This is a genomic window from Agromyces capsici (assembly GCF_058349965.1).
Genome location: NZ_JBYRET010000001.1, coordinates 2,232,548 through 2,259,196, shown reverse-complemented (window position 1 = coordinate 2,259,196; position 26,649 = coordinate 2,232,548). Strand labels below are relative to the sequence as shown.

General features: G+C 72.3%; 23 protein-coding genes. 6 read left to right on the top strand and 17 right to left on the bottom strand.

The genetic code is table 11. The annotated features are described in order from the left end of the window. Positions 1-36 precede the first annotated feature (36 nt). Positions 37-1,443, top strand: coding sequence for a GNAT family N-acetyltransferase (locus AC3RKB_RS10640; RefSeq protein ID WP_491436117.1), 1,407 nt, complete (start codon positions 37-39; stop codon positions 1,441-1,443). A gap of 47 nt (positions 1,444-1,490) precedes the next feature. Here AC3RKB_RS10640 and AC3RKB_RS10635 read toward each other — a convergent pair whose 3' ends face one another. The 4 genes from AC3RKB_RS10635 to AC3RKB_RS10620 all read right to left on the bottom strand — a co-directional run bounded on the left by AC3RKB_RS10635 (position 1,491) and on the right by AC3RKB_RS10620 (position 5,563). Then, on the bottom strand, positions 1,491-2,624 hold the full coding sequence (locus tag AC3RKB_RS10635) for an AI-2E family transporter (RefSeq protein ID WP_491436116.1): 1,134 nt from the start codon (positions 2,622-2,624) through the stop codon (positions 1,491-1,493). Between the two features lie 117 nt (positions 2,625-2,741). After that, positions 2,742-3,857, bottom strand: a complete 1,116-nt coding sequence (locus tag AC3RKB_RS10630; protein WP_491436115.1) for a serine/threonine-protein kinase — start codon at positions 3,855-3,857, stop codon at positions 2,742-2,744. A gap of 357 nt (positions 3,858-4,214) precedes the next feature. Next, positions 4,215-4,766: a MarR family winged helix-turn-helix transcriptional regulator gene (locus tag AC3RKB_RS10625; protein WP_491436114.1), complete on the bottom strand. Its 552-nt coding sequence runs from the start codon at positions 4,764-4,766 to the stop codon at positions 4,215-4,217. Between the two features lie 86 nt (positions 4,767-4,852). Beyond that, entirely contained in the window at positions 4,853-5,563 is a 711-nt protein-coding gene (locus tag AC3RKB_RS10620; RefSeq protein WP_491436113.1) for an NUDIX hydrolase, read from the bottom strand. 82 nt (positions 5,564-5,645) lie between these two features. On the opposite strand from AC3RKB_RS10620, the gene AC3RKB_RS10615 reads away from it, so the two are divergent. Next, positions 5,646-6,401, top strand: coding sequence for an MBL fold metallo-hydrolase (locus AC3RKB_RS10615; protein ID WP_491436810.1), 756 nt, complete (start codon positions 5,646-5,648; stop codon positions 6,399-6,401). A 93-nt stretch (positions 6,402-6,494) separates the two neighbouring features. Here the strand turns inward: AC3RKB_RS10615 and AC3RKB_RS10610 are convergent, their stop codons facing one another. The 4 genes from AC3RKB_RS10610 to AC3RKB_RS10595 form a co-directional block, all read right to left on the bottom strand. Continuing rightward, positions 6,495-7,301 (bottom strand): TerC family protein, encoded by an 807-nt coding sequence (locus AC3RKB_RS10610; protein ID WP_491436112.1) that lies wholly within the window; start codon positions 7,299-7,301, stop codon positions 6,495-6,497. Between the two features lie 78 nt (positions 7,302-7,379). Then, positions 7,380-8,933: a lipase maturation factor family protein gene (locus AC3RKB_RS10605; protein WP_491436111.1), complete on the bottom strand. Its 1,554-nt coding sequence runs from the start codon at positions 8,931-8,933 to the stop codon at positions 7,380-7,382. A 78-nt stretch (positions 8,934-9,011) separates the two neighbouring features. Then, a complete protein-coding gene (locus tag AC3RKB_RS10600; protein ID WP_491436110.1) occupies positions 9,012-9,353 on the bottom strand; it encodes a hypothetical protein in 342 nt (113 codons plus the stop codon). Positions 9,354-9,554: 201 nt separating this feature from the next. Then, entirely contained in the window at positions 9,555-10,130 is a 576-nt protein-coding gene (locus tag AC3RKB_RS10595) for an NADPH-dependent F420 reductase (RefSeq protein WP_491436109.1), read from the bottom strand. A 101-nt stretch (positions 10,131-10,231) separates the two neighbouring features. Between AC3RKB_RS10595 and AC3RKB_RS10590 the strand changes: the two genes are divergently transcribed. After that, positions 10,232-10,753: a MarR family winged helix-turn-helix transcriptional regulator gene (locus AC3RKB_RS10590; RefSeq protein WP_491436108.1), complete on the top strand. Its 522-nt coding sequence runs from the start codon at positions 10,232-10,234 to the stop codon at positions 10,751-10,753. 156 nt (positions 10,754-10,909) lie between these two features. Next, positions 10,910-12,130 carry a hypothetical protein gene (locus AC3RKB_RS10585; RefSeq protein ID WP_491436107.1) on the top strand — a complete coding sequence of 407 codons (1,221 nt, stop codon included), beginning with the start codon at positions 10,910-10,912 and terminating at the stop codon, positions 12,128-12,130. 3 nt (positions 12,131-12,133) lie between these two features. Here AC3RKB_RS10585 and AC3RKB_RS10580 read toward each other — a convergent pair whose 3' ends face one another. The 7 genes from AC3RKB_RS10580 to AC3RKB_RS10550 form a co-directional block, all read right to left on the bottom strand. Then, a complete protein-coding gene (locus tag AC3RKB_RS10580; protein ID WP_491436106.1) occupies positions 12,134-15,955 on the bottom strand; it encodes an AAA family ATPase in 3,822 nt (1,273 codons plus the stop codon). Between the two features lie 219 nt (positions 15,956-16,174). Further along, positions 16,175-16,471 (bottom strand): DUF1540 domain-containing protein, encoded by a 297-nt coding sequence (locus AC3RKB_RS10575; RefSeq protein WP_491436809.1) that lies wholly within the window; start codon positions 16,469-16,471, stop codon positions 16,175-16,177. 121 nt (positions 16,472-16,592) lie between these two features. Then, the gene (locus tag AC3RKB_RS10570; RefSeq protein ID WP_491436105.1) at positions 16,593-17,357 is read right to left on the bottom strand and encodes a hypothetical protein; all 765 of its coding nucleotides are present in this window, start codon (positions 17,355-17,357) and stop codon (positions 16,593-16,595) included. A 99-nt stretch (positions 17,358-17,456) separates the two neighbouring features. After that, positions 17,457-18,788 (bottom strand): ABC transporter substrate-binding protein, encoded by a 1,332-nt coding sequence (locus AC3RKB_RS10565; RefSeq protein WP_491436104.1) that lies wholly within the window; start codon positions 18,786-18,788, stop codon positions 17,457-17,459. A gap of 54 nt (positions 18,789-18,842) precedes the next feature. Beyond that, positions 18,843-19,772, bottom strand: coding sequence for a carbohydrate ABC transporter permease (locus AC3RKB_RS10560; RefSeq protein ID WP_491436103.1), 930 nt, complete (start codon positions 19,770-19,772; stop codon positions 18,843-18,845). Next, the gene (locus tag AC3RKB_RS10555) at positions 19,769-20,716 is read right to left on the bottom strand and encodes a carbohydrate ABC transporter permease (protein ID WP_491436102.1); all 948 of its coding nucleotides are present in this window, start codon (positions 20,714-20,716) and stop codon (positions 19,769-19,771) included. Before AC3RKB_RS10555 ends, AC3RKB_RS10560 begins: the two co-directional genes overlap by 4 nt. Then, entirely contained in the window at positions 20,713-22,782 is a 2,070-nt protein-coding gene (locus AC3RKB_RS10550; protein ID WP_491436101.1) for a beta-galactosidase, read from the bottom strand. The genes AC3RKB_RS10555 and AC3RKB_RS10550 overlap by 4 nt, the downstream gene beginning before the upstream one ends. Before the next feature lie 143 nt (positions 22,783-22,925). On the opposite strand from AC3RKB_RS10550, the gene AC3RKB_RS10545 reads away from it, so the two are divergent. Next, on the top strand, positions 22,926-23,948 hold the full coding sequence (locus AC3RKB_RS10545) for a LacI family DNA-binding transcriptional regulator (protein ID WP_491436100.1): 1,023 nt from the start codon (positions 22,926-22,928) through the stop codon (positions 23,946-23,948). Between the two features lie 16 nt (positions 23,949-23,964). Here the strand turns inward: AC3RKB_RS10545 and AC3RKB_RS10540 are convergent, their stop codons facing one another. After that, complete coding sequence (locus tag AC3RKB_RS10540) at positions 23,965-24,609, bottom strand: SDR family oxidoreductase (RefSeq protein ID WP_491436099.1); 645 nt, start codon at positions 24,607-24,609, stop codon at positions 23,965-23,967. 323 nt (positions 24,610-24,932) lie between these two features. On the opposite strand from AC3RKB_RS10540, the gene AC3RKB_RS10535 reads away from it, so the two are divergent. Further along, entirely contained in the window at positions 24,933-25,403 is a 471-nt protein-coding gene (locus AC3RKB_RS10535) for an NUDIX hydrolase (RefSeq protein ID WP_491436098.1), read from the top strand. Positions 25,404-25,406: 3 nt separating this feature from the next. Here the strand turns inward: AC3RKB_RS10535 and AC3RKB_RS10530 are convergent, their stop codons facing one another. After that, positions 25,407-26,612: an AI-2E family transporter gene (locus tag AC3RKB_RS10530; RefSeq protein WP_491436097.1), complete on the bottom strand. Its 1,206-nt coding sequence runs from the start codon at positions 26,610-26,612 to the stop codon at positions 25,407-25,409. Positions 26,613-26,649 lie beyond the last annotated feature (37 nt).

Below are 26,649 nucleotides of genomic sequence, written 5' to 3'. Positions count from 1 at the left end.
GTGCCGTGAACCGTCTCGCATCGCTAGGCTGGATCGATGTCGTTCGAACCGCGCTCCCTCCCGATCGACCCCGATGCGAAGGCCGCGCTGGCCGCCAAGAGCCTCGACTACCGCCTCATCGACCCCGGTGACCTCGACGCGCTCGACGCGTGGATCGAGGCCGACCACCGCGGGTTCCACCACGCCCGCCCGCGCGACGTGGGCCGCGACTACGACCGTCGCGTCATGTCCGAACGCCGCGTCCACGGCGTCTACGACGACACGATCCCCGACCCCGCCGTTCCCGTCGGCACCGTCTCGAGCTGGCCCGCCGGGCTCAGCGTCCCCGGCGGCCGGAGCGTCGACGGCTGGGCCGTGAGCTCCGTCACGGTCTCGCCCACCCACCGCCGCCGCGGCATCGCCCGGGCGCTCATGGAGGCCGAGATCGCGACCGCGAAGCGCGCGGGCGCCGCCGTCGCGATGCTCACCGCCACCGAGGCGACGATCTACGGCCGCTTCGGCTACGCTCCCGCGGCCAAGGCCGCGACGGTCGAGGTCGAGCGACGCCGTGCGCACTGGGTCGGGCCCGAGGCGCCGGGCCGCGTCCACTTCGTCGACGCGAGCGTGCTCCGCGAGCAGGCGGCGGCGATCTCACGACGGGCGGTCGCGCGCACGCCGGGCGAGATCGACCGCTGGCCCGGTGCCCTCGACCGCATGCTCGGGCTCGTCGACGCCGAGTCCGACGCGTCGCGCTCGCTCCGCGCGCTCCGGTACGACGACGAGCACGGCCAGCCCCAGGGCTTCGCCACCTTCCGCGTCACGCGCGAGCCGAACCAGCCCGGCTGGGCCGAGTTCGACGTGCTCGCCGCGGCGACCGACGACGCCGAGCGGGCGCTCTGGCGGGTGCTCGTCGAGCAGGACTTCGTCACGGGCGTGCGTGGGCTGCTCCGCTCGGTCGACGAGCCGCTGGAGTGGCTGCTCGAAGACCCGCGCGCGGTGACGGTGAAGGACGTCACCGACCACCTCTGGGTGCGCATCGTCGACGCGGCAGCCGCGCTCGGCGCGCGCCGCTACGGCGCCGCGGGCGAACTCGTGCTCGACATCGACGACCCGCTCGGCTACGCCAGGGGCCGCTTCACGTTGCTCGTCTCGGCCGACGGCCGCGCGGTGGTGCACTCGCCGCGCCCCGACGGCGAGGCCGCCGACCCCGCACCCAAGCGCGAGCGATCACGCGCCCGCGCCTCCGACGGCGAGGCGACCGGTTCGCGGTCGGCGTCGCGCGCCGCGGCGCCGCGCTCGATCCGCCTGCACGTGCGCGACCTCGCGTCGATCTACCTCGGCGGCGTGCGTCCATCGGTGCTCGCCCGCGCGGGCCGGATCACCGAGGCGTCGGCCGGCGCGCTCGACCTGGCCGACCGGATGTTCGCGTCGCCGCGCACCCCGCATCTCAGCATCTGGTTCTGACGCGCCATCCGCCGCCCCGGCCCCCGACGCCCGGCGACGGACCCGGCTCACGCGACGTCCTGCCGGGGGAAGATCACCTTCTCCACGATGATGATGAGCGACGCGGCGACCGGGATGGCGACCAGCGCGCCGAGCACGCCGCCGAGCGTGCCGCCGGCCACAGCCGCGATCACGACGAGCGCACCGGGTACCGAGACCGCGCGGCTCATGATGCGCGGGCTGAGGACGTAGGCCTCGACCTGCATGTAGATCAGGTAGTAGATCGCGGCCGCGACGCCGGTCGCGGGCGACGCGGCGAACGCGAAGATCGTGATGATCACGGCGCCCGTGAGGGTACCGATCAGCGGCACCAGCGAACCGAGGAAGGCGATGAAGGCGAGCAGGATCGGCGCCGGCGCCCCGATGATCGTCAGGTAGATGAGGCTCAGCACGCCGTTGATGGATGCGAGGCTGACCTGGCCGATGACGTAGCGACCGACCGAACCGGTGATCTCCTGCGACACGTCGACGAAGCCGTTGCGCGAGGACGCGGGCACGAAGCGCGCCGCATAGCGCTTCATCGAGTCGAGCGACGCGAGGAAGTACAGCGTCAGGATGAGCACGATGGTCGCCCCCGTGAGCCCGCCCGCGATGCCCGCGCCCACGGCGAGGATGCCGCCGGTCAGCGCGCCGATGTTCTGCGGATCGCCCAGCCAGTCGCCGATCGAGGCGATGCCGTCCTCGATCCACGTGGTGCCGCCGGCGATCCCGCTGATCCACGCCACGACGTCGCTGTTCGCGGCATCCTCGACGATCTGGTCCCAGTTCTGGACGATCGTGGTCACCTGATCGACCACGAGCGGGACGATGGTCGCGATCAGCGCGACGAACAGGCCGATGACGAAGAGGAAGACGATGAGGATGGCGACCCACCGCGCCATCCCGCGACGCTGCAGCCAGCTCACGACGGGGTCGAGGCCGAGCGCGAGGAACAGCGCGAGCGCGATGTAGAGGATGACGGTGCTGAGCTGGCCGATGATGCCGCCGAGGAACACGGCGAGCAGCACGCCGACCGCCCCGACGAAGCCCATCCGGAACGCGCGCACGCGGACCTCGGGGGCGTTCGGGTTCGCCTCGGCGGTGACCTCCGCCTGCACGGTCGGTTCGGGCTGCCGGACCGCTCCGGCGACGCGTCTCCACATGGTCGTGACGCTACGCGGGAGGCGTGTCGCGGAGCGGTCGGCGCGCCGCGGCACCCGCCAACGTGCGCTGCGACGGCATCTGCGCGGCCGTGCCCGGCCGGCGCGCGAGGAGCCGCATCAGGCGAGGACCCCGCTGACGGCGAGGCCGACCAGCACGGCGATGCCGACGCCGAGGGCGCCGATGATCATGCCGCCGATGCCGATGAGCACGCGCTTCCGCCCGGCGTTCGGGTCCTCGGTGCGCGCCCACGTCGGTACGCGGCCCTTGCGGGCGTGCGTCTCGACGATCATCGTGCGGATGATGTCGCGCATGGTGCTCGCCACGTCGTGGGCGTTCGGGCGCACGGCCGGGTCGTCGGCGGTCATGGCGCCGAGCAGGGCGCGCCATTCCGCGGAGAGCGCCTCGGGAACCTCGGGCGGGCGATGCAGGCGGGCCAGCGCGGCTTCGATGGGGGTGCCGACGTACTCCCGCTCCCCCTTGAGCGACTCGAGCAGCACGAGCCCGAGCGAGTAGATGTCGGTCGCGGCGGTGACGTCCTCGCCGCGCGCCTGCTCGGGCGAGATGTAGGCGGCGGTGCCCATGATCGTGCCGTGGCCCGTCAGGCGAGTGCCGTCGACGAACTGGGCGACGCCGAAGTCGGCGAGCCGCGTCATGAGCGTGTAGCCGAAGGTGGGCGTCTCGTCGATGAGGATGTTCTCGGGCTTGACGTCGCGGTGGATGACGCCGCGACCGTGCACGTAGCTCAGGACGTCGGCCACCTGGGCGCCGATGTCGGCGACCTGGCGAGGCTTCAGCGGGCCCTCCTGGATCCGGTGCGCGAGCGAGAGGCCCTCGACGAGCTCCATGACGAGGTATCGGCGCTCGACCCCCGCGTGCACCAGGCGCCCGGCATCGTAGACCGGCACGAGCCCGACGTGCGTGAGGCCGCTCAGGAGGTTGATCTCGCGCTCGCGCCGCTGGCGGTCGGAGACCGACTCCTCGGCGTCGCGGAACAGCTTGACGGCCACGTGCCGACCGAGCTCGTTGTCGCGCGCACGATAGACGTCGGCCATGCCGCCCGAACCGATGTGCTCGAGGAACTCGTACCGTGGCGGCGGGTCCTGGAGCGGCTCGCCCGTCGGTGCCGGATCGGCCGACGCGGCCTGGGCCGGCTCGACCGGCGCGGGCACCACCGGCATCGCGCTCGGATCGGTGCGGACGCTCGGGTCGGTGCGCACGGCGGGATCGCTCATCGCACCGGCGCCACTCGGGCCGGTGCGGCGCGACGGATCGGTTCGGAACGTGGGATCCGTGCTGACTCCGACGCCGGCGACGCCAGGCAACCCGAAGGGGCCGGGCCGGCCCTCGGGGGACGACGACTCGCGCATGGCGGCCTCTTCTCTACGGTCGGGGGAGACCGGTTCCGCGCACCCGCATCAGGCGTGGGTGCGACATTTCGCTAGTCTATCTAGTAAGTATTCTGAAACATCTCTCACTGCGAGCAGTCTTCCGAAAGCGGATATCTGCAGCAACACCGACCCGAGGGGTTGACAGCGGGCCGATCTCCTGATCAGGCCCCTCGTCGGCGTTCGCACGCCGACGGCATGCGGTCAGGAGACCGACCGCGCCCGCTCGATCGCGGAGACGCGTGCGGCGGGCCGGGCATCGTGATCGGCTTCGCTGACGCTGTCGACGGCATCGCGCATGCGCTCGAGGAAGTCGAGCACGGCGACGGCCTCGTCGGCCTCGAGATCCTCGGCGACGTCGATCATCCGCCGGTGCATCTCGCCGAGCGTCGCGCGCACCTCGTCGTCGCTGGCGATGGTCGGTGCGATCACCAGGGCGCGCCGATCGGTCGGGTGCGGTCGCCGCTCGACGTGACCGCTGCGGACGAGGCGATCGATGAGCACGGTCGTCGAGGCCGAGGAGATGCCGAGGTGGGCCGCGAGGTCCTTGGGGCTGACGGAGGACCCCTCGCCCTCCCGCTTCAGCAGGAAGCGGATCGCCAGCAGGTCGGTCTCGCCCATGCGCATGGCCGACCTGGTGCGCCGCCGCATCGCCGCCTCGGCGGCGCGATAGTCGCGCAGAGCATTGAGGACCGCCACACCGCGACGCGTACGATCGGCGGAATACCAGTACCCCGAGGATCGCTCGCCAGTCATCTCAGTGATACTACACGACCTCGTTACTAGACGATCTAGGGATAGTTCACGGAACGGCCGTTCGCTGAACGATCTGCGCCGGGCGCTCAGAAGGCGCGCAGGTAGACCCACGGCAGCCGGTGCATCAGCAGCCGGTGGCGCGGACCGGCGGCTTCGACCCGGCCGACGGCCGCCGTCTCGGCCTCGCCCTCCGGCACGGGCGCGAAGTGCTCGTCCTCCTGCCAGTAGAGCGTGGCGCGATCCGCGCTGAACCGACCGACGTACGCCCGCGCCTCCGCCGCGCGCAGGGCGTCGAGCGCCTCGGCGACGGATGCCGCGCCCACCAGGCCGTGCAGCGTCACCCACGTCGGCGGGAAGAGGGTCATCGCGCCGCCGGCATGCCGCTCGAGCGCCTCCGCCGGACGCAGCCACTCGACGGCCACGAGCTCGTCGACCGCGGCCACCGGCTCCGCCTCTGGCGCGCGGGCGGCGAAGAACCACGTGCGCATCCGCTTGGGCACGCCCTCCGGCGGGCTCCACAGCGCGAACTCCACGAGGGCGCCGGCCTCGACCGCGAGGCCCACCTCCTCGAGCGTCTCGCGCACCGCGGCCCGCCGCGCGGCCGCAGCGGATTCGAGGGGCTCGCCCGCGGCATCCTCATCGTCGACCGCCCCGCCGGGGAACACCCACGCGCCCGCGAACGACCCGCGGTCGTGCGGCCGCTCACCCAGCAGCACCTCGACCCCGCCGTCGCCGTCGCGCAGCAGCACGACCGTCGCGGCCGATCCGACGGAGGAGGGGGCGGCGTCGCGATCCATGCCGCCAGCCTATGCCGGTCGGTACACTGCCGAGGTGGCCGAGACCGCCGACGCTCCCCCGCTGCCAGACGGCGTGACGCTCATGCGTGCGCCGAACCCCGGGCCGATGACCCTCGACGGCACGAACTCGTGGCTGCTCCGGGCGTCGGGTGCGAGCGCGTCGGTCGTGATCGACCCGGGACCCACGGATGCCGGGCACCTCGCCCGCCTGGCCGAGGGCGGCGTCGAGCTCGTGCTCATCACCCATCGCCATCCCGACCACACCGACGCGGTCGATGCGTTCGCCGCGCTCACGGGAGCGCCGGTGCGCGCCGTGGATCCCGCGTGGTGCCGCGGCGCCGGCCCGCTCGTCGACGGCGAGCGCATCACGGCGGGCGGCATGACGCTCCAGGTGCTCGCGACCCCGGGCCACACCGCCGACTCGGCGTGCTTCGCCCTCGCGGGCCCGGATGGCGCGCCCGCCGGCGCGTCGCCCGTCGCCGTCCTCACCGGCGACACCGTGCTCGGTCGCGGCACGACGATCATCGCCCACCCCGACGGCGCGCTCGGCCCCTACCTCGACGCGCTCGAACGCCTGCGGGCGATCGGCGCCCGACACCCGGTCACCGTCCTTCCCGGGCACGGCCCGGTGCTGCCCGACCTCGCCGCGATCTGCGACGCCTACCTCGCGCACCGCGCCGAGCGGCTCGACCAGATCCGCGACGCCCTCACGCGACTCGGCGCCGACGCGACCGCCGAGGCGGTGACCGACGACGTCTACGCCGACGTCGACCCGTCGGTGCGGGGCGCGGCCGAGGCATCCGTGCGCGCGCAGCTCGAGTACCTGCGCGCGCGCTGACCCGCACTGGCCGGGCCGCGCTCGCCGGGCCGCGCGCCGAAGAGACCGCGAAGGGCGGATGGCACGCGCCATCCGCCCCGGGAGAACCGGCCGTCACTCGATCGGCTGGACCTCCTTGACCGTGCCGGTGTCGTCGACGTACTGCTGGTGCAGGTGCACCGGCTCGACGGGCTTGGCGGCGGCGCGCTTGCGCTTGCGCGCGGCGGCGGCGAGGTTCAGCAGCTCGACGAAGATCGCGAACGCCATCGGCACGTAGATGAGCGCCTTGTCGATCTTGAACCCGAAGCCGTCGGCGATCAGGAACACGCCGATGAGCAGGAGGAACGACAGCGCGAGCATCTTCACCGTGGGGTGCGCGTTGACGAACGCGAAGATGTAGCGCGCCGCGAACAGCATGATGGCGAACGAGAGCACGACGACCGTGATGATCACGATCATGTTCTCGGTCATGCCGACGGCCGTGATGACGGAGTCGAGCGAGAACACGATGTCGAGCACGAGGATCTGCGCGATCACGGCGCCGAACGTCGCCGTGCCGGCTCCGGTCGTGTGCTCCTCGGCCCCCTCGAGCTTGTGGTGGATCTCGGTGACCGCCTTGTAGACGAGGAAGAGCCCGCCGGCGATGAGGATCAGGTCGCGACCCGAGAAGCCCATGCCCCACAGCACGAACAGCTCGGTCTTCAGACTGATGACCCATCCGGCCGCGAAGACGAGACCGACGCGCATGAGCATCGCGAGCGTGAGGCCGAGGTTGCGCGCCCTCGCCTGCTGCTCGACGGGCAGCTTCGCGGCGAGGATCGAGATGAAGATGACATTGTCGACGCCGAGCACGACCTCGAGCACGAACAGGGTGAGGAACACGGCCAGGAGGTCGGGCGTGAACTCGAGAGAGAAGTCCATGCCGTCCATTCTCGCGGAGGAATCCCGACCATCCGTCCACGAGCATGCGTCGGGCGGGGCCGCGGCCTCCGAACGCCGCTAGTCGCGCGACGACGTCGGGGCGAGCATGATCGGCGGGATGGCGATGCCGAGCGGATGGCGCATCCACACGTTCCCGGTGCGACGGTGCTCCTCGCGGGTCGCGAACGTGTACAGCTCGGTCCGCGCGCGGACGGCCGCAGGGCGCTCGCCGTCGAACGGGTCCCGGGCGAGCAGCTTCAGCGTCGCGGCATCCGCTTCGAGGAGGTGCTCGAGGAATCGCATGAACCACTCCTCGTGGATGCGCCCGAGCGGCAGGAACCACATCAGCCAGTCGAGGCGCAGGTGGTACGGCGCGTACTGCCGCGGGATGCGCTTCGCGTTCCAGGGCTTGCCCTTGAAGCCGTACTCGCGCCACTCGGCACCGGGATCGCGCGGATCGTCAGCGGTGCCCTCGACGACCACCTCGACCCGCTGCCGGGTGACCGTGCCGAAGGCGCCGTACGCGTTCACGAGCATGTAGCGGTCGAACGACGCGTTCATGAGCTGCCGCTTCGAGACGAGGTTCATGAGCGGATGGCGGCTGAGCCAGAGGATCAGCGCCGTGACGAGGAGCACGATCGCGATCCACCACGGCGGGCTCGCGGCATCCGACGGCGCCTCGATCGCCTCGATCGGCAGCCACGGGAGCAGCCACTCGACGGCCGAGTCGCCGACCGCGCCGAACGCGAGGACGATCGTGATCCAGTTCAGCCATGCGAAGTTGCCCGTGATCACGAGCCACAGCTGCGTGGCGATGATGACCGCGGCCGCGATGGTGCGCACGGGCTGCGGCGCGAACAACAGGAACGGCACGATCAGCTGCGCGACGTGGTTGCCGATCACCTCGATGCGGTGGAACCACTTCGGCAGCAGGTGCGCCTGGCGGCTGAGCGGCCCGGGCATGGGCTGGGTCTCGTGGTGGTAGTACAGCGCCGTCAGGTCGCGCCACTCGCGACCGCCGCGGATCTTGATCATGCCGGCCCCGAACTCGAGCCGGAAGACCAGCCACCAGACGAGCACGACGATCGGCAGCGGCGGCGGCACCTCGCGCGAGCCGAGGAACGCCACGAGGAACCCCGCCTCGCACAGCAGCATCTCCCAGCCGAAGCCGTAGAAGGTCTGCCCGACGCTCGCGATCGACAGGTACAGCCCCCAGAGGGCGAGGAAGGCGAGCATCGGCACCCACGGCGGGCCCAGCTGCGGCAGGCCGACCACGACGGATGCCGCGAGCACGAGCCCGGTGACGCAGACGCCGACCAGCTTCGCGTCGCTGTACCCCCACCGCCGGAAGACCGTCGGGCCGAGGTACCCGCGGCGACGGGTGCGCCGCCACAGGCCGACCTTCTCGTCGGTGCGCTCCCGGCGTTCGCGCAGTCGGTCCTCGGCGGCCCGGACCGCGTCGAGCAGGTCGGGGACCGGCAGCAGGCCCCGCTCCCCGAGCAGGGGCCGGAACTGGTTCAGGGTCGACAGGAAGGCGACGACGAACAGTGCGGCGATGCCGCGCTGCAGCACCTCGCGCGCGAGATCGGAATCGCGGGCGTCGAACCACGAGAACCAGGCGGCCCAGTCCACGTGGTCACGCTAACCCCGGCGCACGCCGCGGGCGCGGGCCGAACGGCCCGCGCGCGCGGCCGGGAGCGCCGAGCGCGGTCAGGCCGGCGGGTTCGCCGGATCGACGGTCTCGATGGTCTCCTGCTCGACCGCGTTGTCGGCCTCGAGGTCGTTCGCGTCGGGCGCCGGATCGGTGTCGGCGCTGCCGCCGGGCGCGGGCGCAGGTCCGGTGTCGCCGGCGCCGCCCGCCGCGGCCTGCTTCGCATCGGCGGCTTCACGGTCGGCCGTGTCCGGGCTCAGCACGGCGTCGCCGTGGCCGCCGGCGCCGAGCCCGCCGCTGACCGTGTTGATCGTGCCCGTCAGGTCGGGAGTGTCCGGGTTGAGGTCGCCGGCAGGCTGGAGCCGGTCCTCCTCCTCCCACGGGTTCAGCGGGTCGCTCATTGCTGGTCTTCCTCCTCCGTCGGACGCCGCTCGCCGGATCTCGGCGCCGATCGCCCGGGTGATCTCCACGTTGCTCCGCGGCGCCGCGAACGTCAACGGGTTGACGGGGCCGAACCGGACGCACCGATGCGTGGACGCGCCGACGCGCCCCGGGCCTGGGGCCGCGGGGCGCGTCGTGGTGGGGGCGGGCGGTGGCTCGGCTCAGGCGACGAGCGCGACGCCGGCGTTCCAGCCGACCTTCTCCTGCACCGCGAGCGTCAGCTGGAGGAAGCCGATCGACTCGAGCTCGCGGGCACGGGCGAGCTTGCCCGCGTCGACGGCGTCGACGCCGCCGGCGCGCACGACGTCGACGAGGGCCTGCTTGGCCAGCTCGTCGTCGCCGGCGACGAGCACCGTCGTGGGCTGCGCGCCGCCGACGTTCTTCGAGGCGAGCGTGGCGGCGAAGTTGGTGTTGAAGGCCTTCAGCACGCGCGACTCGGGGAGCTTCGCGGCGAGCTCGGCGGCCGACGACGCGTCGGCGGGCACGACCAGCGAGTCGAAGGTCTCGAAGTTCAGCGGGTTGGTGATGTCGACGACGATCTTGCCCGCGAGCTGGTCGCGGCGCGCCTCGACGATCTCGGCCACCGACGGGTACGGCACGGCGAGGATCACGATATCGCCCGTGACCTGCTCCGCGGCGTCGCGGCCGACGAACTCGACGGTGTTGCCACCCGCTGCCACGATGCCGCCAATGGCGGTGCCCATGTTGCCGTTTCCGATGATGCTGACGGTCGTCATGATGTCCTCTCCGCGCCCCTCGGCGCGATTACTTGTAGCGACAACTAACACCATAGCGGCTTTCAGTTGTCGCGTCAACCAAGTGTGCGAGAATATGACGCATGACGGATGACACGCGCTGGCTGAACACCGAGGAATCGGCGGCCTGGGTGCGGCTCGTCGCGCTCACGGAACTCCTGCCGGGTGCGCTCGACGCACAGCTGCTGCGCGACGCGCAGCTCACGCACTTCGAGTACGGCGCGCTCATGGCGCTCGCGGCCGCGCCCGATCGCACGATGCGCATGACCGCGCTCGCGTCGCGCACGAACGCCACGCTCCCCCGCCTCTCGCACGTCGCCCGGCGCCTCGAGGAGCGCGGCCTGATCCACCGCTTCCCATGCCCCGAAGACCGGCGCGCAACGAACGCGACCATCACCGACGCCGGCCTCCTCCTCATCGACGAGGCGGCGCCCGGCCACGTCGAGGCGGTGCGGCAGAACGTGCTCGACGCCCTCACGCCCGAGCAGCTCGAGCAGCTGTACGCCATCGCCGGCGCCGTGCTCGCGCGCCTCGATCCCGAGCAGCGGCTCTCCGCGACGTCGTGCCAGTTCAGCGAGGGTCCCGCGATCGCGCGCGCCGGCTGACGTCCCACTCGAGTCCGCCCGACACGGTCGGGGAGATCGGCGTCACCCCTGTTGGTGGGTCGTGGCCGCGGCGGAGCGCGACTAGCATGAGGCGATTCGTGACCCGCGGGTCGGCATCCAGCCTGCCCGGATCACCGGTGCTCCTTGGAGGCCAGGATGAACGTCGCTCGATCGATCGGAACGCTCGCGGCGGTGACCGCCGCACTCGCACTCGGCGTGGGGGTGACCGCGTTGAGCGCCACCGGCACGGGCGACGAGACGCTGCGGCTGCACCTCGGCAGCGACGGGACGAACTTCGTCTACAGCAACGGGGGCGATCCGATCACGCAGACCATCGGCACGCCGAAGAACTGCCAGATCACGGTGGACGGCCCACTGGCGGGCATCGACGGCAGCGACCGCGGACCGGGCCTGAAGGACGGCTCGATCGGCATCAAGACCGGCGGTTCCACGGGCGTTCCATGCTCGCGCGTCGACAGCACCGAATACCTGACCATCGACCTGCAGGGCGTCCCCGACGCCGTCCGGGCCTCGCTCGACCTCGAGCTCAAGGGCAGCGTCCGGGTCGACATCGTCGTGTCCCACGGCGACACAGAGGTCGACACCTTCCAGATCCGCGCCGGCAGCGGCATCGTCCCCGGCCAGGGCGTCGACGGGAGCGCGACCGAGCCCTTCACCGCGACCGCGACGGCGGCCCAGCCGATCGCCAACTGCCGGAACGCCTCCGACGCCGGGCCCGACGCCGGGCCCGCCGACAACTGCTACGTGACCATCGAACCGTCGGGTTCGTTCGACACCGTGGAGTTCCGGCCGGTGAGCGGCGAGGTCTCGCTCGAGGGCAGCTCCGACTTCGGCAACGACCCCGCGTTCGACACCGTGTTCACCCTCACCGGGTTCGACGGCGAGCTGGGCTGCACCGAGGCCGACAACACGGCCACGATCGAGGTGGGGACCCTCTTCGGCAGCTTCACCCGGCTGACGAACCCCGACGGCTCCGACTGCGTGCTCAAGCCGTACACGCTCGAGGTGGACATCGCGGCCGAGACGATCAGCTTCGTGCCGGTCGACAACGCCGGCGCCCCGCAGCAGGCGGCCTACCAGGGCACCGTGAAGTTCGCTCCGAAGGACTCCGCGAACCCGTTCACCAGCAAGCTCGAGTACGACCAGGACGATGACGGGCCGCTCGGGTTCGAGTACATGCCGTGGTGCGCCGGTGATCCGTTCACCACGCCCGACGCACCCGGCTCGATCGACACCTCGGTGATCCCGGCCGGCCACACCTGGTGCATCGTCCAGGAGAGCACCGGCATCTACTCTGCGACGCAGACGCGCACCGCGTGGGACGTGGTCGGGATCGGGGACCCGAAGATGCGCTGATCGTCAGCTCCGGGAGCCCGCCGTCGTGTCCACGACGCCGAGCTCCCGGAGCAGGCCCTCCGCCTCTGTCCGCGCGTGCCATGCTGCCGACCGGTCCTCCGAGAGTTCGGCCTCGATGAGCCGGAGCTGCGCCTCCTCGAAGACGAGCCCCTGCTCGCGCGCCTGGGCGAGCCCGGCCGCCACTGCATCCCTGGCCTCCCCGGCACGACCCAGCGCGACGAGCGCCTGCGCCCTCGTCCGTAGGATCGTGCTGCCGTAGACCTCCGCCTCGCCGCCCGAGCCGCGCTCCGTCTCGGCCAGGGTGTCCATCGCCTCCCGAGGCCTGCCCTCCAGGACGAGCCCATGGGCGAACAGGATCGCCGCCTCGATCGCCGACTGCACCTGACCGGTCCGGGTCGCCTCGCGTCTGAGGGCCGAGAGGCGGTCCATCGCGCCCTCGTCGCCGCGGAGCAATCGCAGCCGCGCCAGCTGGATCTCGGCGAAGATCGCGGCATCGACCAGTCCGTGCGCCCGGAGCACGCGCACCGCGGGGACGAGCACGCGCTCCGCCTCCTCCAGCCGTCCCTGGCTGACCAGCACCTCGCCGATGTTCGCGCCGCACGTCGCCGCCTCGGACTCGTTGCCGGCACGCAGGAAGGCGTCCTGGGCCCGCGCGTAGAAGGTCACGGCGGCCTCCCATTCGCCCTTCCAATAGGCCTGCCCGCCCAGGTTGTTGGTCACGACGGCGGTGCCCGTCAGGTCTCCGAGCTCGTCGTAGATGGCGAGCGCGCGCTCGCCGTAAACGGCCTTCGCGGACTGGCCCAGCATCACGTAGGCGGCGTCGAGCACCTGGTACGAGCGCGCCAGGGCCTCCCGCTCGCCTGAGGCCTCGGCCTCGGCCATCGCCTGCTGGGCGAGCCGCACCGCAGCGGGCATGTGCTCCTGCAGCTGCCGGATCTGCGCGTTCAGGGCGTCGAGCCGGGCGGTCGCGCGAAGCGCCTCGACGCGTCCGAGCTCGGCCACGAGGCGACGACCGATCGTCAGGTCGCGGTACGCCGCGGCGTACGCGCCGGTGCGCGCCCGAGCCCGGGCTCGCTTGCGCAGGATGTCGGCGGAGCGGATCGGGTCGTCCCGGACGAGGCGACCGGCCTGGCGGAATGCGCCCACCGACTCCTCGAAGAGGCCCGCCTGCTCGAGGACGTCGCCGAGGGCCTCGGCGACATCCGCGACGTCCGACGGCGACAGCCCGGGGAGGGAGCGCGAGGCGATCATGGCGCGGCGGTAGAACGTGGCCGCCTCGAGGTTGGCGTAGAGCTCCTTCGCGCGGTCGCCCGCCTGCCGTGAGAACTCCCACGCCTCCGCCCAGCGGTGCGCCTCGAAGTAGTGGACCGACAGGAGCTCGACCCGTCCGGCGGCGGATTCGGACGAGGTGTTGAGGATCCCGTCGCCCACGCGGGCGTGCAACTCGCGACGGGTCCGGAACGGGAGCCCCTCGTACGCGACGTCGCGGATCAGGCTGTGCCGGAAGCGGATCCAGCCGCCCTCGTCCGTGAGGAGGAAGTCGGTCAGGCGGCGCAGGGTCTGCCTCAGCCAGTGGAGGTCGCCGGCGACCTCGTCGAGCACCGCCGCGGTGTACTCCGGCCGGAATGCGGCCCCGAGCACGGCGAATCGTCGGAGCAGGTTGCGGTCGGCGGGCGGGAGCGTGTCGACCCGCGCCGCGATGAGGCCCTCCACGGACTGGGGCAGGAAGTCGACCGCGGCGCCCTGGCGCAGGGCATGGAGCAGCTCGAGCAGGAAGAGCGGGTTGCCCTCGGCGCGGGCGGCGAGGAGGTCGACCTGGCTGGGCAGCAGCGGCGTGCCGGTCTCGGCGCGCTGCAGCAGGTCCTTGGCATGGGCCGCGTCGAGGGGCTCGAGCTCGACGCGCGTGATGACGTCGCTTCCGTCGACGACGATCCCGTCACCCGGCTGGCGACTCAGGACGAACAACCACGGCAGCGACTCGACCGCCGCGACGAGGGTGGTCAGCAGGTCGCGCGACGCCTCGTCCATCCACTGCCCGCCGTCGATGAGGAACAGGGTCGGCTCGGCGTTCGTGGCCCGCAGCAACGCCGACACCGCCGCGTGCGTGCGCGCCGGGCGGAACTGGTCGTCGAGCTCGGCGACCTCGGGCGACTCGGGGAAGGCGAGGCCGAGGGGCAGGCCGATGAGCGCGAGCCACGGCTCGAGCTCAGGCACCCGGGCGCGGACCAGGTCGGCGAGCGCCGCCTCGGTCGCGCGGGGGTCGGGGTCGGGCAGGTCCCAGGCCGTCCGCAGGAGCGTGCGGAACGGGAAGTAGGGCGTCGCGGTCTGGTAGAGGCGGCACTCCGCCGCCACGACGCGCTCCGGCCGCGCGGTCGCGAGCAGTTCCTGCACGAGCCGGGACTTGCCCATCCCGGGACCGGCGACGATCTCGACGACCCCGCCATGCCGTTTCCGCGCCCTCGCCCAGGCCCGCGTGAGGATCTCGAGCTCCTCGTCACGGCCGATGAGCGGGGTGGCGGAGACGGGCGCCGAGGCGCGGCTGCCCTCGGGCTCGCCCACCGACATGGCGTGGACCGGCTGCTGCTTGCCCTTGACGAGGAACGGCTCGGGCGCGCTGACCTCGAACGTGGTCCGCGAGGCGTCGAGGACCTCCTGCGTCGCGTAGACCTCGCCCGCCGGGGCCTTGTCCATGATGCGGGCGGCGAGGTTCACGGCGTCGCCCATGATCGTGTACGTCCTCCGGTACGCCGGACCGACGGCACCCGCGAACACCGAGCCGGCCGTGATCCCGATGTGCAACGGGAGGTCGTCCGGTGCACGGTTCCGGATGTCGCGCGCGGCCAGCAGCATCTGCTCCTCGTTGTTGCCGGCCGTGTCGGGAACGCCCGCGGTGAGGATGATCTTGCCGCCGTCCTGGGCGATGTCGGTGCCGAGGAAGGCGACCCCGTGCGCCTCGGCGCAGCCCTGGACCGTCGTGACCAGCTCGTCGAGCGCCGCGGCGGCGCGCGTCGGATCCTGCGCGACCATCCGGTCGAACCCGGAGTAGCGGAGGAAGGCGATGGCCGCGGGGCGGTGCTCCGCGTCGACGGCCGCGCCCGACAGCGTCGCGCGCAGTCCGAGCGGGATGAACTGCCGGAGGTCGACCTCCGGGCTCTGGGCGGCACGGAAGCCGGACTGCTCGACCTGCGGGGCCCGGGTCAGCAGGAAGCCCGGGCCGGACGGGGCCCCGACGGCCTCGCGCGGCAGCAGCCGTGCGTTCTCGGGGCTGAGCAGCACCTGGGCGGCGACGGCCGCCGACTCCATCTGCACCGTCCGGGTGGCGCCGGGACCCGCCACGATCAGCTCGCGATGCGACCGGCCGACGAGGAAGAAGTCGAACGTGCCGCTGTGCACGCCGACCGACATCCGGAGGGCCACCTTGCCGGCGCTGGTCGTGAAGCCGTCGAGCCGTCGCAGCTCGGCTCGCATCGCATGGGCGGCGGCGGCCGCCCGCGTCTCGTGGTCCTCGCCGGTGAAGAGCATGAGCTGCGCGTCGCCGCCGAACTTGAGCAGGTTGGCACCGAAGGCGTACGCGGCGGGCAGCAGCCGATCGAAGGTGCCGTCGATGACCTCGGTGACCTCCTCGGCGCCGACGTTGCCGTGCCGCGCCAGGCGCTCGGACATCCGCGTGAAGCCCGAGATGTCGATGAGCGCCATGCTGCCCTCGACCGGCCGGTGCAGCGCGCCGGGCGCCTCCTCGTCCCAGAAGCGCACGAGGCGGGGCACGTACGGCTGCAGGAGATCCGGCGCGGCGGCGTCGGAGCGGACCCGGCCGGCGGTGGTCATCGCGCGTGCTCGGAGGGTCCCACCGGCACGGAACCGACCGCGCCGTGGATCTCGGGCAACACGATGCCTCCTTCGCGTCGGGACCTCGGCGGGAGCCGATCTCGCACCACGGCGCGAGATGGGATCCCGTGATCCCACCCTGCCACACCATCCCGCGCGCGCGGCAGAACCGCGCGCAGGGCGGGCCGGCGCGCGGCGGAGGTCAGCGCGACGGACGGATCAGCGCGCGGCGTAGGTCAGGCAATCGGCGTCGTCGATCCCCGGCCCGATGCGCACGGCGCTCGCGTGGCACTCGAGCGCGTCGTTGTGCACGCACTCGGCACGCTGGCACGCGCCGACGTGGGTGACGACCTTGTCGAGACCGCCCTTGGTGCCGAGGGGGATGAACGTCACGCACTCGGCATCGCCCACCGATCCCGCGATCGTGACCGCGGCGGCATGGCAGTGCGAGTGGTCGTTGTACGAGCACCCGGTCACCGAGCATTCGGCGACGGCGGGCAGTTCGTCGAGGGTCATGCTCACGGTGACCTCCAGGAGCGGTGTCGGGCCGGCAGGTGCGGGCGATGCTACTCCCGCGCGCGGTCCGCGGCCAGACCCGCCGCGCGAGTCGTCCCCGGCGGGCGTCGGCGACACGGCGTCAGAGGAGCCACGGGTCGAGACCGAGGTCGTCGGCACGCGGCGGCGCCGCGATCGCGGGCGGCGGTGCCATCCGTCTCCGGGCGGGCGCCGCAGCCCGCCCTCGCATCCGGCCGAGCACCCCCGTCGCCCCCGCACCCAGCCGTGCCAGCTCACGGGCACGCGGCCCGGTCGGGATGTCGCGCGGCAGGGCCGTCGACGCGACGATCCACCGCGGCATCCCCAGCAGCTCGAGCACGCGGGCCAGGCGCTCGGACTCGAACACGCTGTCGACCTCGAGTTCCTCGGCGAGCACCTCCACCAGAGCCTCGGCCGAGTCGGGCTTCCCCGCCACCGAGGCGAAGGCGTCGGCGAGCTCCGCGCCGTACGGCTCGGCGAGCACCAGATCATCGGCGCCCGGCTCGCGGGACGGGTCGCTCGAGTAGCGGCCGAGCTCCTCGGATCCGCGCCACGCGGCGAGCACGAGCTGGCGGTCCTCGCGCACGCGCACGGCGAACGCCGTGGTGGCGAGCCGGCCGGCGAGCGCGGCGGCGACCTCGAGCACCCCGCGGCGATCCGCCGCGACCGTGCCGCCCCCGGGATCGGCGATCGCGACGACCCAGCCGCCGTCGGGCGGCGCGATCCAGCCGGTGAACCGGATGTCGCGGAGCACGGCGACGACGGCGTCGCGCGTCGCACCGTCCGCCGTCGAGGCGACCACCGCGCCGTACGTCTCGCCGGCGGCGCCGGCGGCGTCGGGCGTCGAGCCGGGCAGCGGGAGGGTCATGCCCCATCATCCCGCACGCGTGGCACCCGGGCGCGCGAGGGCCGCGGGTGTCGACCGATCGATCGACCCCCGCGGCCCGGGAACGCTGCTCCGTGGAGGCTAGCCGGCGACCGGGATCGACTGCGCCTCGAGCGCGTCGATGGTCGACTGCTGGCCCTTCTCGAGCGCCTCGACCAGCGTGCCGCTGCCGGATGCCGCGGCCTTGAACCCGTCGGAGACGTCGGCGTAGGTCTGCGTCATGGTCGGACCCCACACGAAGTCGGGGCTGACCTGCGCGGACGCCTCGGCGAACACGTCGTAGATCGCCTGGCCGCCGTAGAACTCGACGCCCTCGGTGAGGGTCGGCAGCTCGAGGCCGGCCTCGGTGGCCGGGTAGATCGCCGCTTCCGTGTTGAGGATGGTGAGCGCCTCATCGGAGGTGTTCAGCCAGAGCGCGAACTTCGCCGACTCGTACAGGTGGTCGGTGCCCTTGAAGACCGCGATCGACGAGCCGCCCCAGTTGCCGGCGGCGTCGCCGCCGGCCTCCCACTGCGGCGCGAGCGCGACCGACCAGTTGCCCGCCGTGTCGGGCGCACCCGACGCGATCGAGTTGGCGCCCCAGACGGCCGAGTTCCAGGTCCATACCTCACCCGAGTTGTAGGCGTTGTTCCACTCGTCGGTCCACGCCGGGTAGGTCGAGACGAGGCCGTTCTCGATGAGGTCCTGCCAGTACTCGGCGACCTTGGTCGACTCGTCGCTCGTGAGCTCGACGGTCCACTCGTCGCCGTCGTTGGCGAACCACTGGCCGCCGGCCTGCCACACGAAGCCCGCGAACTGGTTGATGTCGGTCTGCGAGAAGTTGGTGATGTACCCGCCGGCCTCGCGCACCTTCACGGCCGCCGCACGGTACTCCTCCCACGTGGTGGGCACCGCGATGCCGTTCTGCTCGAACAGGTCGCTGCGGTAGAACAGCGCCATCGGGCCCTGGTCCTGCGGGACGCCGTAGACCTCGTCCTCGGTGCCGAGCGAGACCTGGCCCCACGTCCAGTCGAGGAACTGGTCCTCGGCGGCGACGACGTCCTCGCACGCGGCGAGGTTCTCGAGGCCGTCCTGCACGCGGAAGTTCGGCAGCGCGTCGTACTCGATCTGGCCGAGGTCGGGGGCGTTCCCGGCCTCGAGCTGGTTGAAGAAGTTCTGGTACGTGCCGGAGTTGCCGTTGGGGCCGGTCTGCACCTCGACCTGGATCTCGGGGTTCTGCTCGTTCCAGACCGCGACGGCGTCCTCGATGCCGGGGATCCAGCTGGTGAACTCGAGCGTGACGTCCTCGCCGGCGGGCTCGCACGATGCGGCGGCGTCGCCGCCCGACGAGGCGTCGCCGGCGGCGCACCCGGTCAGGGCGAGCGCGGCGGAGGTGAGCAGGGCTGCGGTGACCGCTCGTTTCGTGTGACGCATGGTTTCCTCTTCTCGGTGGGGGTGTTTCGACCCGGATGCCCCCGGGCGGGGTGTCTACTTCAGTGAGCCGGCGCCGAGGCCGGTGCGCCAGTAGCGCTGAAGCAGCAGGAACGTGATGATCAGCGGGATGATCGAGAGCAGCGAGCCGACGAGCACGTAGGTGCGCAGCTCGGGGAACTGGTTGATCGTGGAGTTCCAGGCGTAGAGGCCGTAGGTGACCGGGAACAGCTCCTCGCTGCGCAGCATGATGAGCGGCAGGAAGAAGTTGTTCCAGATGGTCACGAACTGGAACAGGAACACGGTGACGAGCGCGGGGAACATCAACCGGATCGAGACGGTGAAGAACGTGCGGATCTCGCCCGCGCCATCCAGCCGGCTCGCCTCGAGCAGTTCGTCGGGCACGGATGCCTCGGCGAACACGCGCGAGAGGTACACGCCGAACGGACTCACGACGCTGGGGAGGAACACCGCCCAGAACGTGTCGGTGAGCTGGACGCGGCTGAACAGCAGGAACAGCGGCAGCGCGAGCGCGGTGGCGGGCACGAGCACGCCGCCGAGCACGACGTTGAAGATCGTCTCGCGGCCGGGGAAGCGGTACTTCGCGAGCGCGTACCCGCACATCGCCGCGAGGATCGTCGCCACGACGGCGCCGAACCCGGCGTAGAGCACGCTGTTGAGGATCCACTTGAGGTAGACGCCGTCCCGGTACGCGAAGAGGTCGCCGATGTTCTCGAACAGCGCGAAGTCGGCGAACCACAGCGGGTTCGTGCTGAACAGGTCGCCGCGCTCCTTCGTGGAGGCCACGAGCAGCCACCAGATCGGCACGAGGAAGTACAGCGTGAAGACGGCCATGACGAGCATCGCGCCCGTCCGCGAGAGGATCCCCTCGCGCGGTCCGCGCCCGCGGCCGGACGTGCCGCGCCGCTCGGTGGACTCCTCCGCGGCCTCGAGGGCCGCGGCATCGGTCGGCGTGACGATGCTCATGCGTCCGCCCCCTTCCGTCGGGTGAGTCGCAGGAACGCGAACGACAGGATGAACGTGGCGAGGGCCAGCACGACCGAGAACGCCGCCGCGAGCGACACGTTCGGGACCGCACTGGTCGCGTAGATCGTCATGTTCGGCGTGTACGTGCTCGTGACCGCCGAGCTGAACGAGCGGAACGTCTGCGGCTCGGCGAGCAGCTGCAGCGTGCCGATGATCGAGAGCACCGCCGTGAGGGTGAGCGCGGGCCGCACGAGCGGGATCTTGATCGACCAGGCGATGCGCGCCTGGCCGGCGCCGTCGATGCGGGCCGCCTCGTAGATCTCCTGCGGGATGGCGAGCAGGGTCGAGTAGATGATGAGCATGTTGTAGCCGACGAACACCCAGGTCACGACGTTCGCGATCGCCCACAGGACGAAGTCGGCCGAGAGCAGGTCCACCTGGCTCGTCAGCGCCTCGAACGGCGACAGGTTCGGCGAGTAGAGGAAGCCCCACATGATGGCGGCGATCACGCCCGGCACCGCGTAGGGGGCGAAGAAGGCGAGCCGGAAGAACTTCTTGCCGCGGATGAGCGGCGAGTCGAGCAGCAGCGCGAAGAGCAGGGCGAGGGCCAGCATGACCGGTACCTGCACGATGCCGAACACCAGCACGCGGCCCACCGAGGTCCAGAACGCCTCGTTCTGGAACACGAGCGCGTACTGCTGGAACCCGCCGAAGACCTCGGTCGCGGCGCCGTACGTGCCCTCGCGCTCGACGACGAGCATCGACTGCCAGATCGCCACGCCGATGGGGATCAGGTAGAAGAGCAGGAACAGCACGCCGAACGGAGCGACGAACGCGATGATCGCGCCGGGGTGGTGCACAGGCCGTCGGGCCCGCCTGGTTCGCCCGCCTCCGCCGCGCGCTGCGGTGCGCGCGGGGGTCGGGGTGGTCACGGGTGCGGTCATTGCGCGCCCTCCTCTCTGATCACGCGGACCGCGCCGCCGGGCACCGCGAGGCGCCCGTCGACGACGGATCCGGTCACGAGCTCGGTGCCCCGGACGTCGACCTCGACGTCGGCGGCGCCGTGGTTCACGACGAAGGTGTACGCCCGCCCGTCGCCGCGGCGACGGGTGATCTCGACCTCGGCCGAGGCGCCGGGCACGGATTCCACGCCCGCGCCCTCGAGCGCGCGGCCCACGACGGCGCGCAGGGCGTCGCGCTCGAGCAGCGTGCCGAGGTACCACGCGTCGCCCGCGCCGTCGGCGCCGGCTCGGCGGGTCAGGGCGGGCCGGCCGATGGCGGGGCCGTCGGCGAAGCGGTCGAGCACCGCGGCATCCGTCGCGTCGAGCCGGTCGGTCCAGAGCGACGCGCCCGCCCCCGATTCGAGCGTGATGGGCTCGCCCGGCAGGACCGGCGCGAACTCCTCGATGCGGATGCCGAGCAGATCGCGCCACGCGCCCGGGTAGCCGCCTGGTCGCACCCGGTCGTGCTCGTCGACGACGCCGCTGTAGAAGGTGACGAGCGCGTGGGCGCCGGATGCCACGGCCTCATCGAGCGCGGCCGCGTCGACGTCGGAGACGAGGTACAGCCCGGGCACCACGACGAGGCGGTAGCGCGTCAGGTCGTCGCCGGGCCGGACGACGTCGACGGTCACGCCGAGGTCGTGCAGGGCGCCGTACAGGGCGTGCACCTGGTCGAGGTACTCGATCGCGTGGGTCGGCCGGGTCTCCGCGTCGGACGCCCACCACGACTCCCACGAGAAGAGCAGGGCGACGTCGGCGTGGACGCGGGTGCCCGCGACCTCGTCGAGCGCGCCCACAATGCGGCCGAGTTCCACGGCCTCGCGCCAGAGGGCCGAGTCGGTGCCGGCGTGCGGCACGAGCGAGGAGTGGAACTTCTCGGAGCCCTGCAGCGACGCGCGCCACTGGAAGAAGCACACCGCATCGGCGCCCCGCGCGACGTGCGCGAGCGAGTTGCGCAGCATCTGGCCGGGCTCCTTGGCGAGGTTCACGGGCTGCCAGTTGACCGACCCGGTCGAGTGCTCCATGAGCAGCCACGGCGCGCCCGCGGCGAGGCCGCGCGTGAGGTCGGCCGCGAACGCGAGCTCGGTGCGCGGCTCGCCGAGGCGGTGGTCGAGGTAGTGGTCGTTGGCGATCACGTCCACCTCGGGCGCCCACGACCAGTAGTCGAGGTTGCGGATGTGGGCGGTGACCATGAAGTTCGTCGTGATCGGCAGTGCGCTGTGCCGGCGGATGACCTCGGCCTCGGCGCGGTAGTACCCGAGCAACTCGTCGGAGGCGAACCGCTGGAAGTCGAGCACCTGCCCCGGGTTGCGGCTCGAGAGTGTCAGCTTCGGGGTGAGGATCTCGTCCCAGTCGGTGTAGCGCTGGCTCCAGAAGCTCGTGCCCCAGGCCCGATTCAGCTCGTCGATCGTGCCGTGGCGCTCGCGGAGCCACCGGCGGAACGCGCGCGTGCTCTCGTCGCAGTGGCAGAGCGCGTTGTGGCAGCCGAGCTCGTTCGATACGTGCCACAGCGATACGGCGGGGTGCTCGCCGTACCGCTCGGCCACGGCGCCGACGAGCGCGAGCGCGTAGCGGCGGAAGGTGGGCGAGCTCGGGCACCAGGCCTGCCGACCGCCGGGGAACCGCGTGGTGCCGTCCTCGACGACGGGGAGGATCTCGGGGTGCCGGGTCGTGAGCCACGGCGGCGGCGACGAGGTGCCCGTACCGAGGTTCACGCGGATGCCGGCGTCGTGCAGGAGCCCGATCACCTCGTCGAGCGCCGCGAAGTCGTACCCGCCGTGCGGGCCCTGGAGGGCTGCCCAGCCGAAGATGTTGACGGCCACGAGGTCGACGCCGGCCTCGCGCATGAGCGCGACGTCCTCGCGCCAGACGGCCGGGTCCCACTGCTCGGGGTTGTAGTCGCACCCGAAGGCGATGCCCTGGTGCTGGAAGCGGGGGCGGGCGGCGGCGGGCGCAGGCTCGGGCTGCCGCGGCGGGATCGGCGCCAGTGTCGTCGCGTGGTGGTCCACGGTGCTCCCGGATGATCGTCATTGATTCTGTGAACGTGCACAGATTGCTCCGAGCGATTCGCCCGCGCAATTTCTGTGAACGTACACAGAATGGCACTGCGCGGCGGCCGTGTCAACACCTGCGCGGCACTACAGTGAGTCCCATGACGACCAGGCCGGCCCGCTCCAAGCGTGCGACCGTGCACGACGTGGCCCTCGAGGCCGGGGTCTCGCGCGGCACCGTGAGCCGCTACGTCAACGGAGAGCCGTACGTCTCGGCGGCGGCGCGCGACGCGATCGAGGCCGCGATCGAGAAGGTCGGCTACGTGCCGAACACAGCGGCGCGCAACCTGGTCATGCAGCGCACCCAGGCGGTCGGCTTCATCGTGCACGAGCCGCACTCGCTGTTCGTGGAGGACCCGAACATCGGCGAGATCCTGCTCGGCGCGAACACCGAGCTCTCCGAGGCCGACCACCAGATGGCCGTGCTCATCGTCGACACCGAGCGCGACACCGACCGCGTCGCCCGATACCTCTCGGGCGGGCTCGTCGACGGCGTCATCATCGTCTCGGCGCGCGCCGACGACCCCATCACCCGCGTGGTCGAGCGATTGCAGCTGCCGGCCGCGTACGTCGGGCACCCGCCCGGCGCCGCCAGCAGCGCGGCCTTCGTCGTGATCGACAACCGGGGCGCGGCGCGCGCCATCACCGAGCGGCTGGCCGCAACCGGGCGCCGACGGATCGGCATGATCGCGGCGGCCCTCGACCGCGACTCGGGGGCCGACCGCCTCGCCGGATTCACCGAGGCGCTGGGCGACGCGTTCGACGACACCCTGGTCGAGCCGGTGCCGTTCTACTCGTACTCCGCCGGACGCGACGGCATGCGCCGGCTGCTCGAACGTGCCCCCGACCTCGACGGCGTATTCGCCGCGTCCGACGCCGTCGCGGCGGGCGCTATCGAGGCACTTCGCGCCGCCGGACGACGCGTGCCCGAGGACGTCGGCGTCGTCGGCTTCGACGACAGCGCCTGGGCCCGCCGGACCACCCCGCAACTGTCGACCGTGCGGCAGCCCGCGGCCGGCCTCGGCGCCGAGGCGGCCCGGCTCGTCCTCGCGCGGCTGGCCGACGAGGAGACGCCCGCGGAGCGGCGCCTCGACTGCGAGATCGTCTGGCGCGGGTCGGCCTGAGCCGCCGCCGGTGCGATCAGGCCCGCAGCGCCTCGGCGATCGGGGTCGAGCCGCGGTTGAACCGGATGGTACGGCCGATTGTGCCCGGGTCGGCGAGCGCCGCCGCGGCGACCGCGGCGACATCCGCCCGGTCGACGTCGCCGCTCGACTCGCCCGTCGCGTCGATCGCGCCGGTGCCCGGCCCGTCGGCGAGCGCCGAGGGCCCGAGGATCGTGTAGTCGAGGGCGGACGCGCGCAGGTGCTCGTCGGCGTCGGCCTTCGCGTCGGCGTAGTGCCGGAAGGCGCTGTCGGCGGGCACCCGGTGGTCGGTGCGCGAGCCGAAGTAGGAGATCATCACGTACCGGCGCACGCCCGCCTGCTCCGCGGCATCCATCGAGCGGACCGCCGCGTCGTGGTCGACCGCGCGCGTGCGCGTGGGGTCGCCGCCGCCGGCGCCGGCCGACCAGACGACCGCGTCATGGCCGGCGATGACCTCGGCGAGGCCGTCGACGTCGAGCGTCTCGACATCGGCGACGACCGGGTTCGCGCCGGTCGCCGCCACCTCCGCCGCGTGGTCGGGATTGCGGATGACCGCCTCGACGTCGTCACCCCGTTCCGCGAGGATCCGCTCGAGCTGCAGCGCCACCCTGCCGTGGCCCCCGATGATCAGCACCTTCGCCATCGCCGTCCCCTTTCGCGTACTCCCACCGTAGTGACGGATGCCGCGCCGGCAACCCCCGCGAGCGGTCCCCCGCCACCGATGCCGGCGCACGATGCCCGCGCAGGATGGCGGCGCGGCATGCTGGCGCGCCGGCATCCCCCGCGGGCAGAATGAGGCCAGGTGTCACACGGAGGTGCGCATGTCGATCGAAACGGTGCTCTGGGGAGCCATCTTCGCGATCATGGCGGTGGGCGGGGTCGGCCTCGCCGTCTGCCTCTGGGTGTTCGCCCGCTCGCCACGACCGTGATCGCCGCCGCGCGCGGCGCGGCTCGGGCGGTTCGCCGATGCCGGTGACGAGCGCCGGCGTGCTGCTCTACCGGCGCGCTCCCGGGCTGCAGGTGCTCGTCGCCCACATGGGCGGCCCGTTCTGGGCGCGCAAGCACGAGCACGCGTGGTCGATCCCGAAGGGCGAGCTCGACGCCGACGAGGCGCCGCGCGACGCGGCGCTGCGCGAGTTCGCTGAGGAGCTCGGGCTGCCCGCGCCCGACGTCGAGTACGCCGACCTGGGCACGGTGCGCTACGCGTCGGGGAAGCTGCTGCACGTGTTCGCGGGCGAGGCGCCCGGCTTCGAGCTGGAGGGGTTCCGGCCGGGCACGTTCGAGCTGGAGTGGCCGCCGCGTTCGGGCCGCACCGCCGAGTTCCCCGAGGTCGACGAGGTGCGGTGGGTGGATGTCGCGGACGCGTGGATGCTGCTCGTGAAGGGCCAGCTCGGCGCGCTCGACGCACTGGAGCGGCACCTCGCCGCCCGCCCCTGACGCTCAGGCGACCGTGGACCCGTCGGCCGGGGCGGCGGGGACCTCCTTCACGCGTCTCCTGCGGAACCGCAGGTGCTTGCGTTCGTCGATCGAGGGGTCCTCGCCCTCCCAGACCTTGATGATGGCCCAGCCGACCGCGGTCAGGGGCACGGCCAGCACGGCGCCGACGATGCCGCCGACGATGGTGCCCGCGGTCAGGGCGATGAGGATCACGAGCGGGTGCAGCTTGAGCGATTGCGCCATGACGACCGGCTGGAGCAGGTCGCCCTCGAGCTGGTTCACGACGATGACGATCGCGACCACGATGAGCGCCACGATCGGACCGTTGGCGACCAGCGCGACGAGCGCGGCGAGGATCCCGGCGAGCGTGGCGCCGACGAGCGGGATGAAGGACGTCAGGAACACGATGACCGCGAGCGGCAGCGCCAGCGGCACCTGCAGGATCACGAGGCCGAGGCCGATGAAGAACGCGTCGACGAACGCCACGATGGCCGTGCCGCGGACGTACCCGCCGAGGACCTTGACGCTCGTGGTGCCGACGCGGCGTCCGCGCTCGAGCCGCTCGCCGCGGAACGGCCGCATGAAGAACGCCCAGATGCGGTCGCCGTCCTTGAGGAAGAAGAACAGCACGACGACCATGAGGAGGAGCCCCGTGACGAACTCGGTCGCGCGGGAGACGCCCGTGAGCGCGGTCTGGCCGAACTCGGCGCTCGTGACGAAGTCGACGATGGCATTGCGGGCGTCGTCGATCTGCTGCTGGTCGATCGGGATCGGCAGGTCCTGCACCCAGCCGAGCAGGTCGTCGAATCCCTCGGTGGCGGACTCGACGAGGCTGGCCCACTGGCCGCGCACCGCGAAGACGACGGCCGTCACGATCCCGCCGAGCACGAGGATGCCGCCGAGCAGCGTCGTCCACGCGGCGAGCATCGGCGACCACCCCATGCGGCGCAGCCAGACGACGAGCGGCGCGGCCGCGGCGGCGAGGATCAGCGCGATCAGCACCGGGATGACGAGCACCCGCACCTGCAGGAGGCCCCAGACCGCCACAGCGCCGAGCGCCGCGACGAGGAGCATCTGCAGGCTGCGGATCGACCACCTGCCCAGCCGGTCGTTCCAGATCGGACCGCCGGTGCCGCGGCGAGCGCCGTCGCCCTCGCCGTCATCGTCGGTCGAGGCCTCGACCTCGACGCGTGCCCTGCCGAAGATCATGGCTCGACCCTAGGGCCCGCCGGGGTCGCGGCGCAGC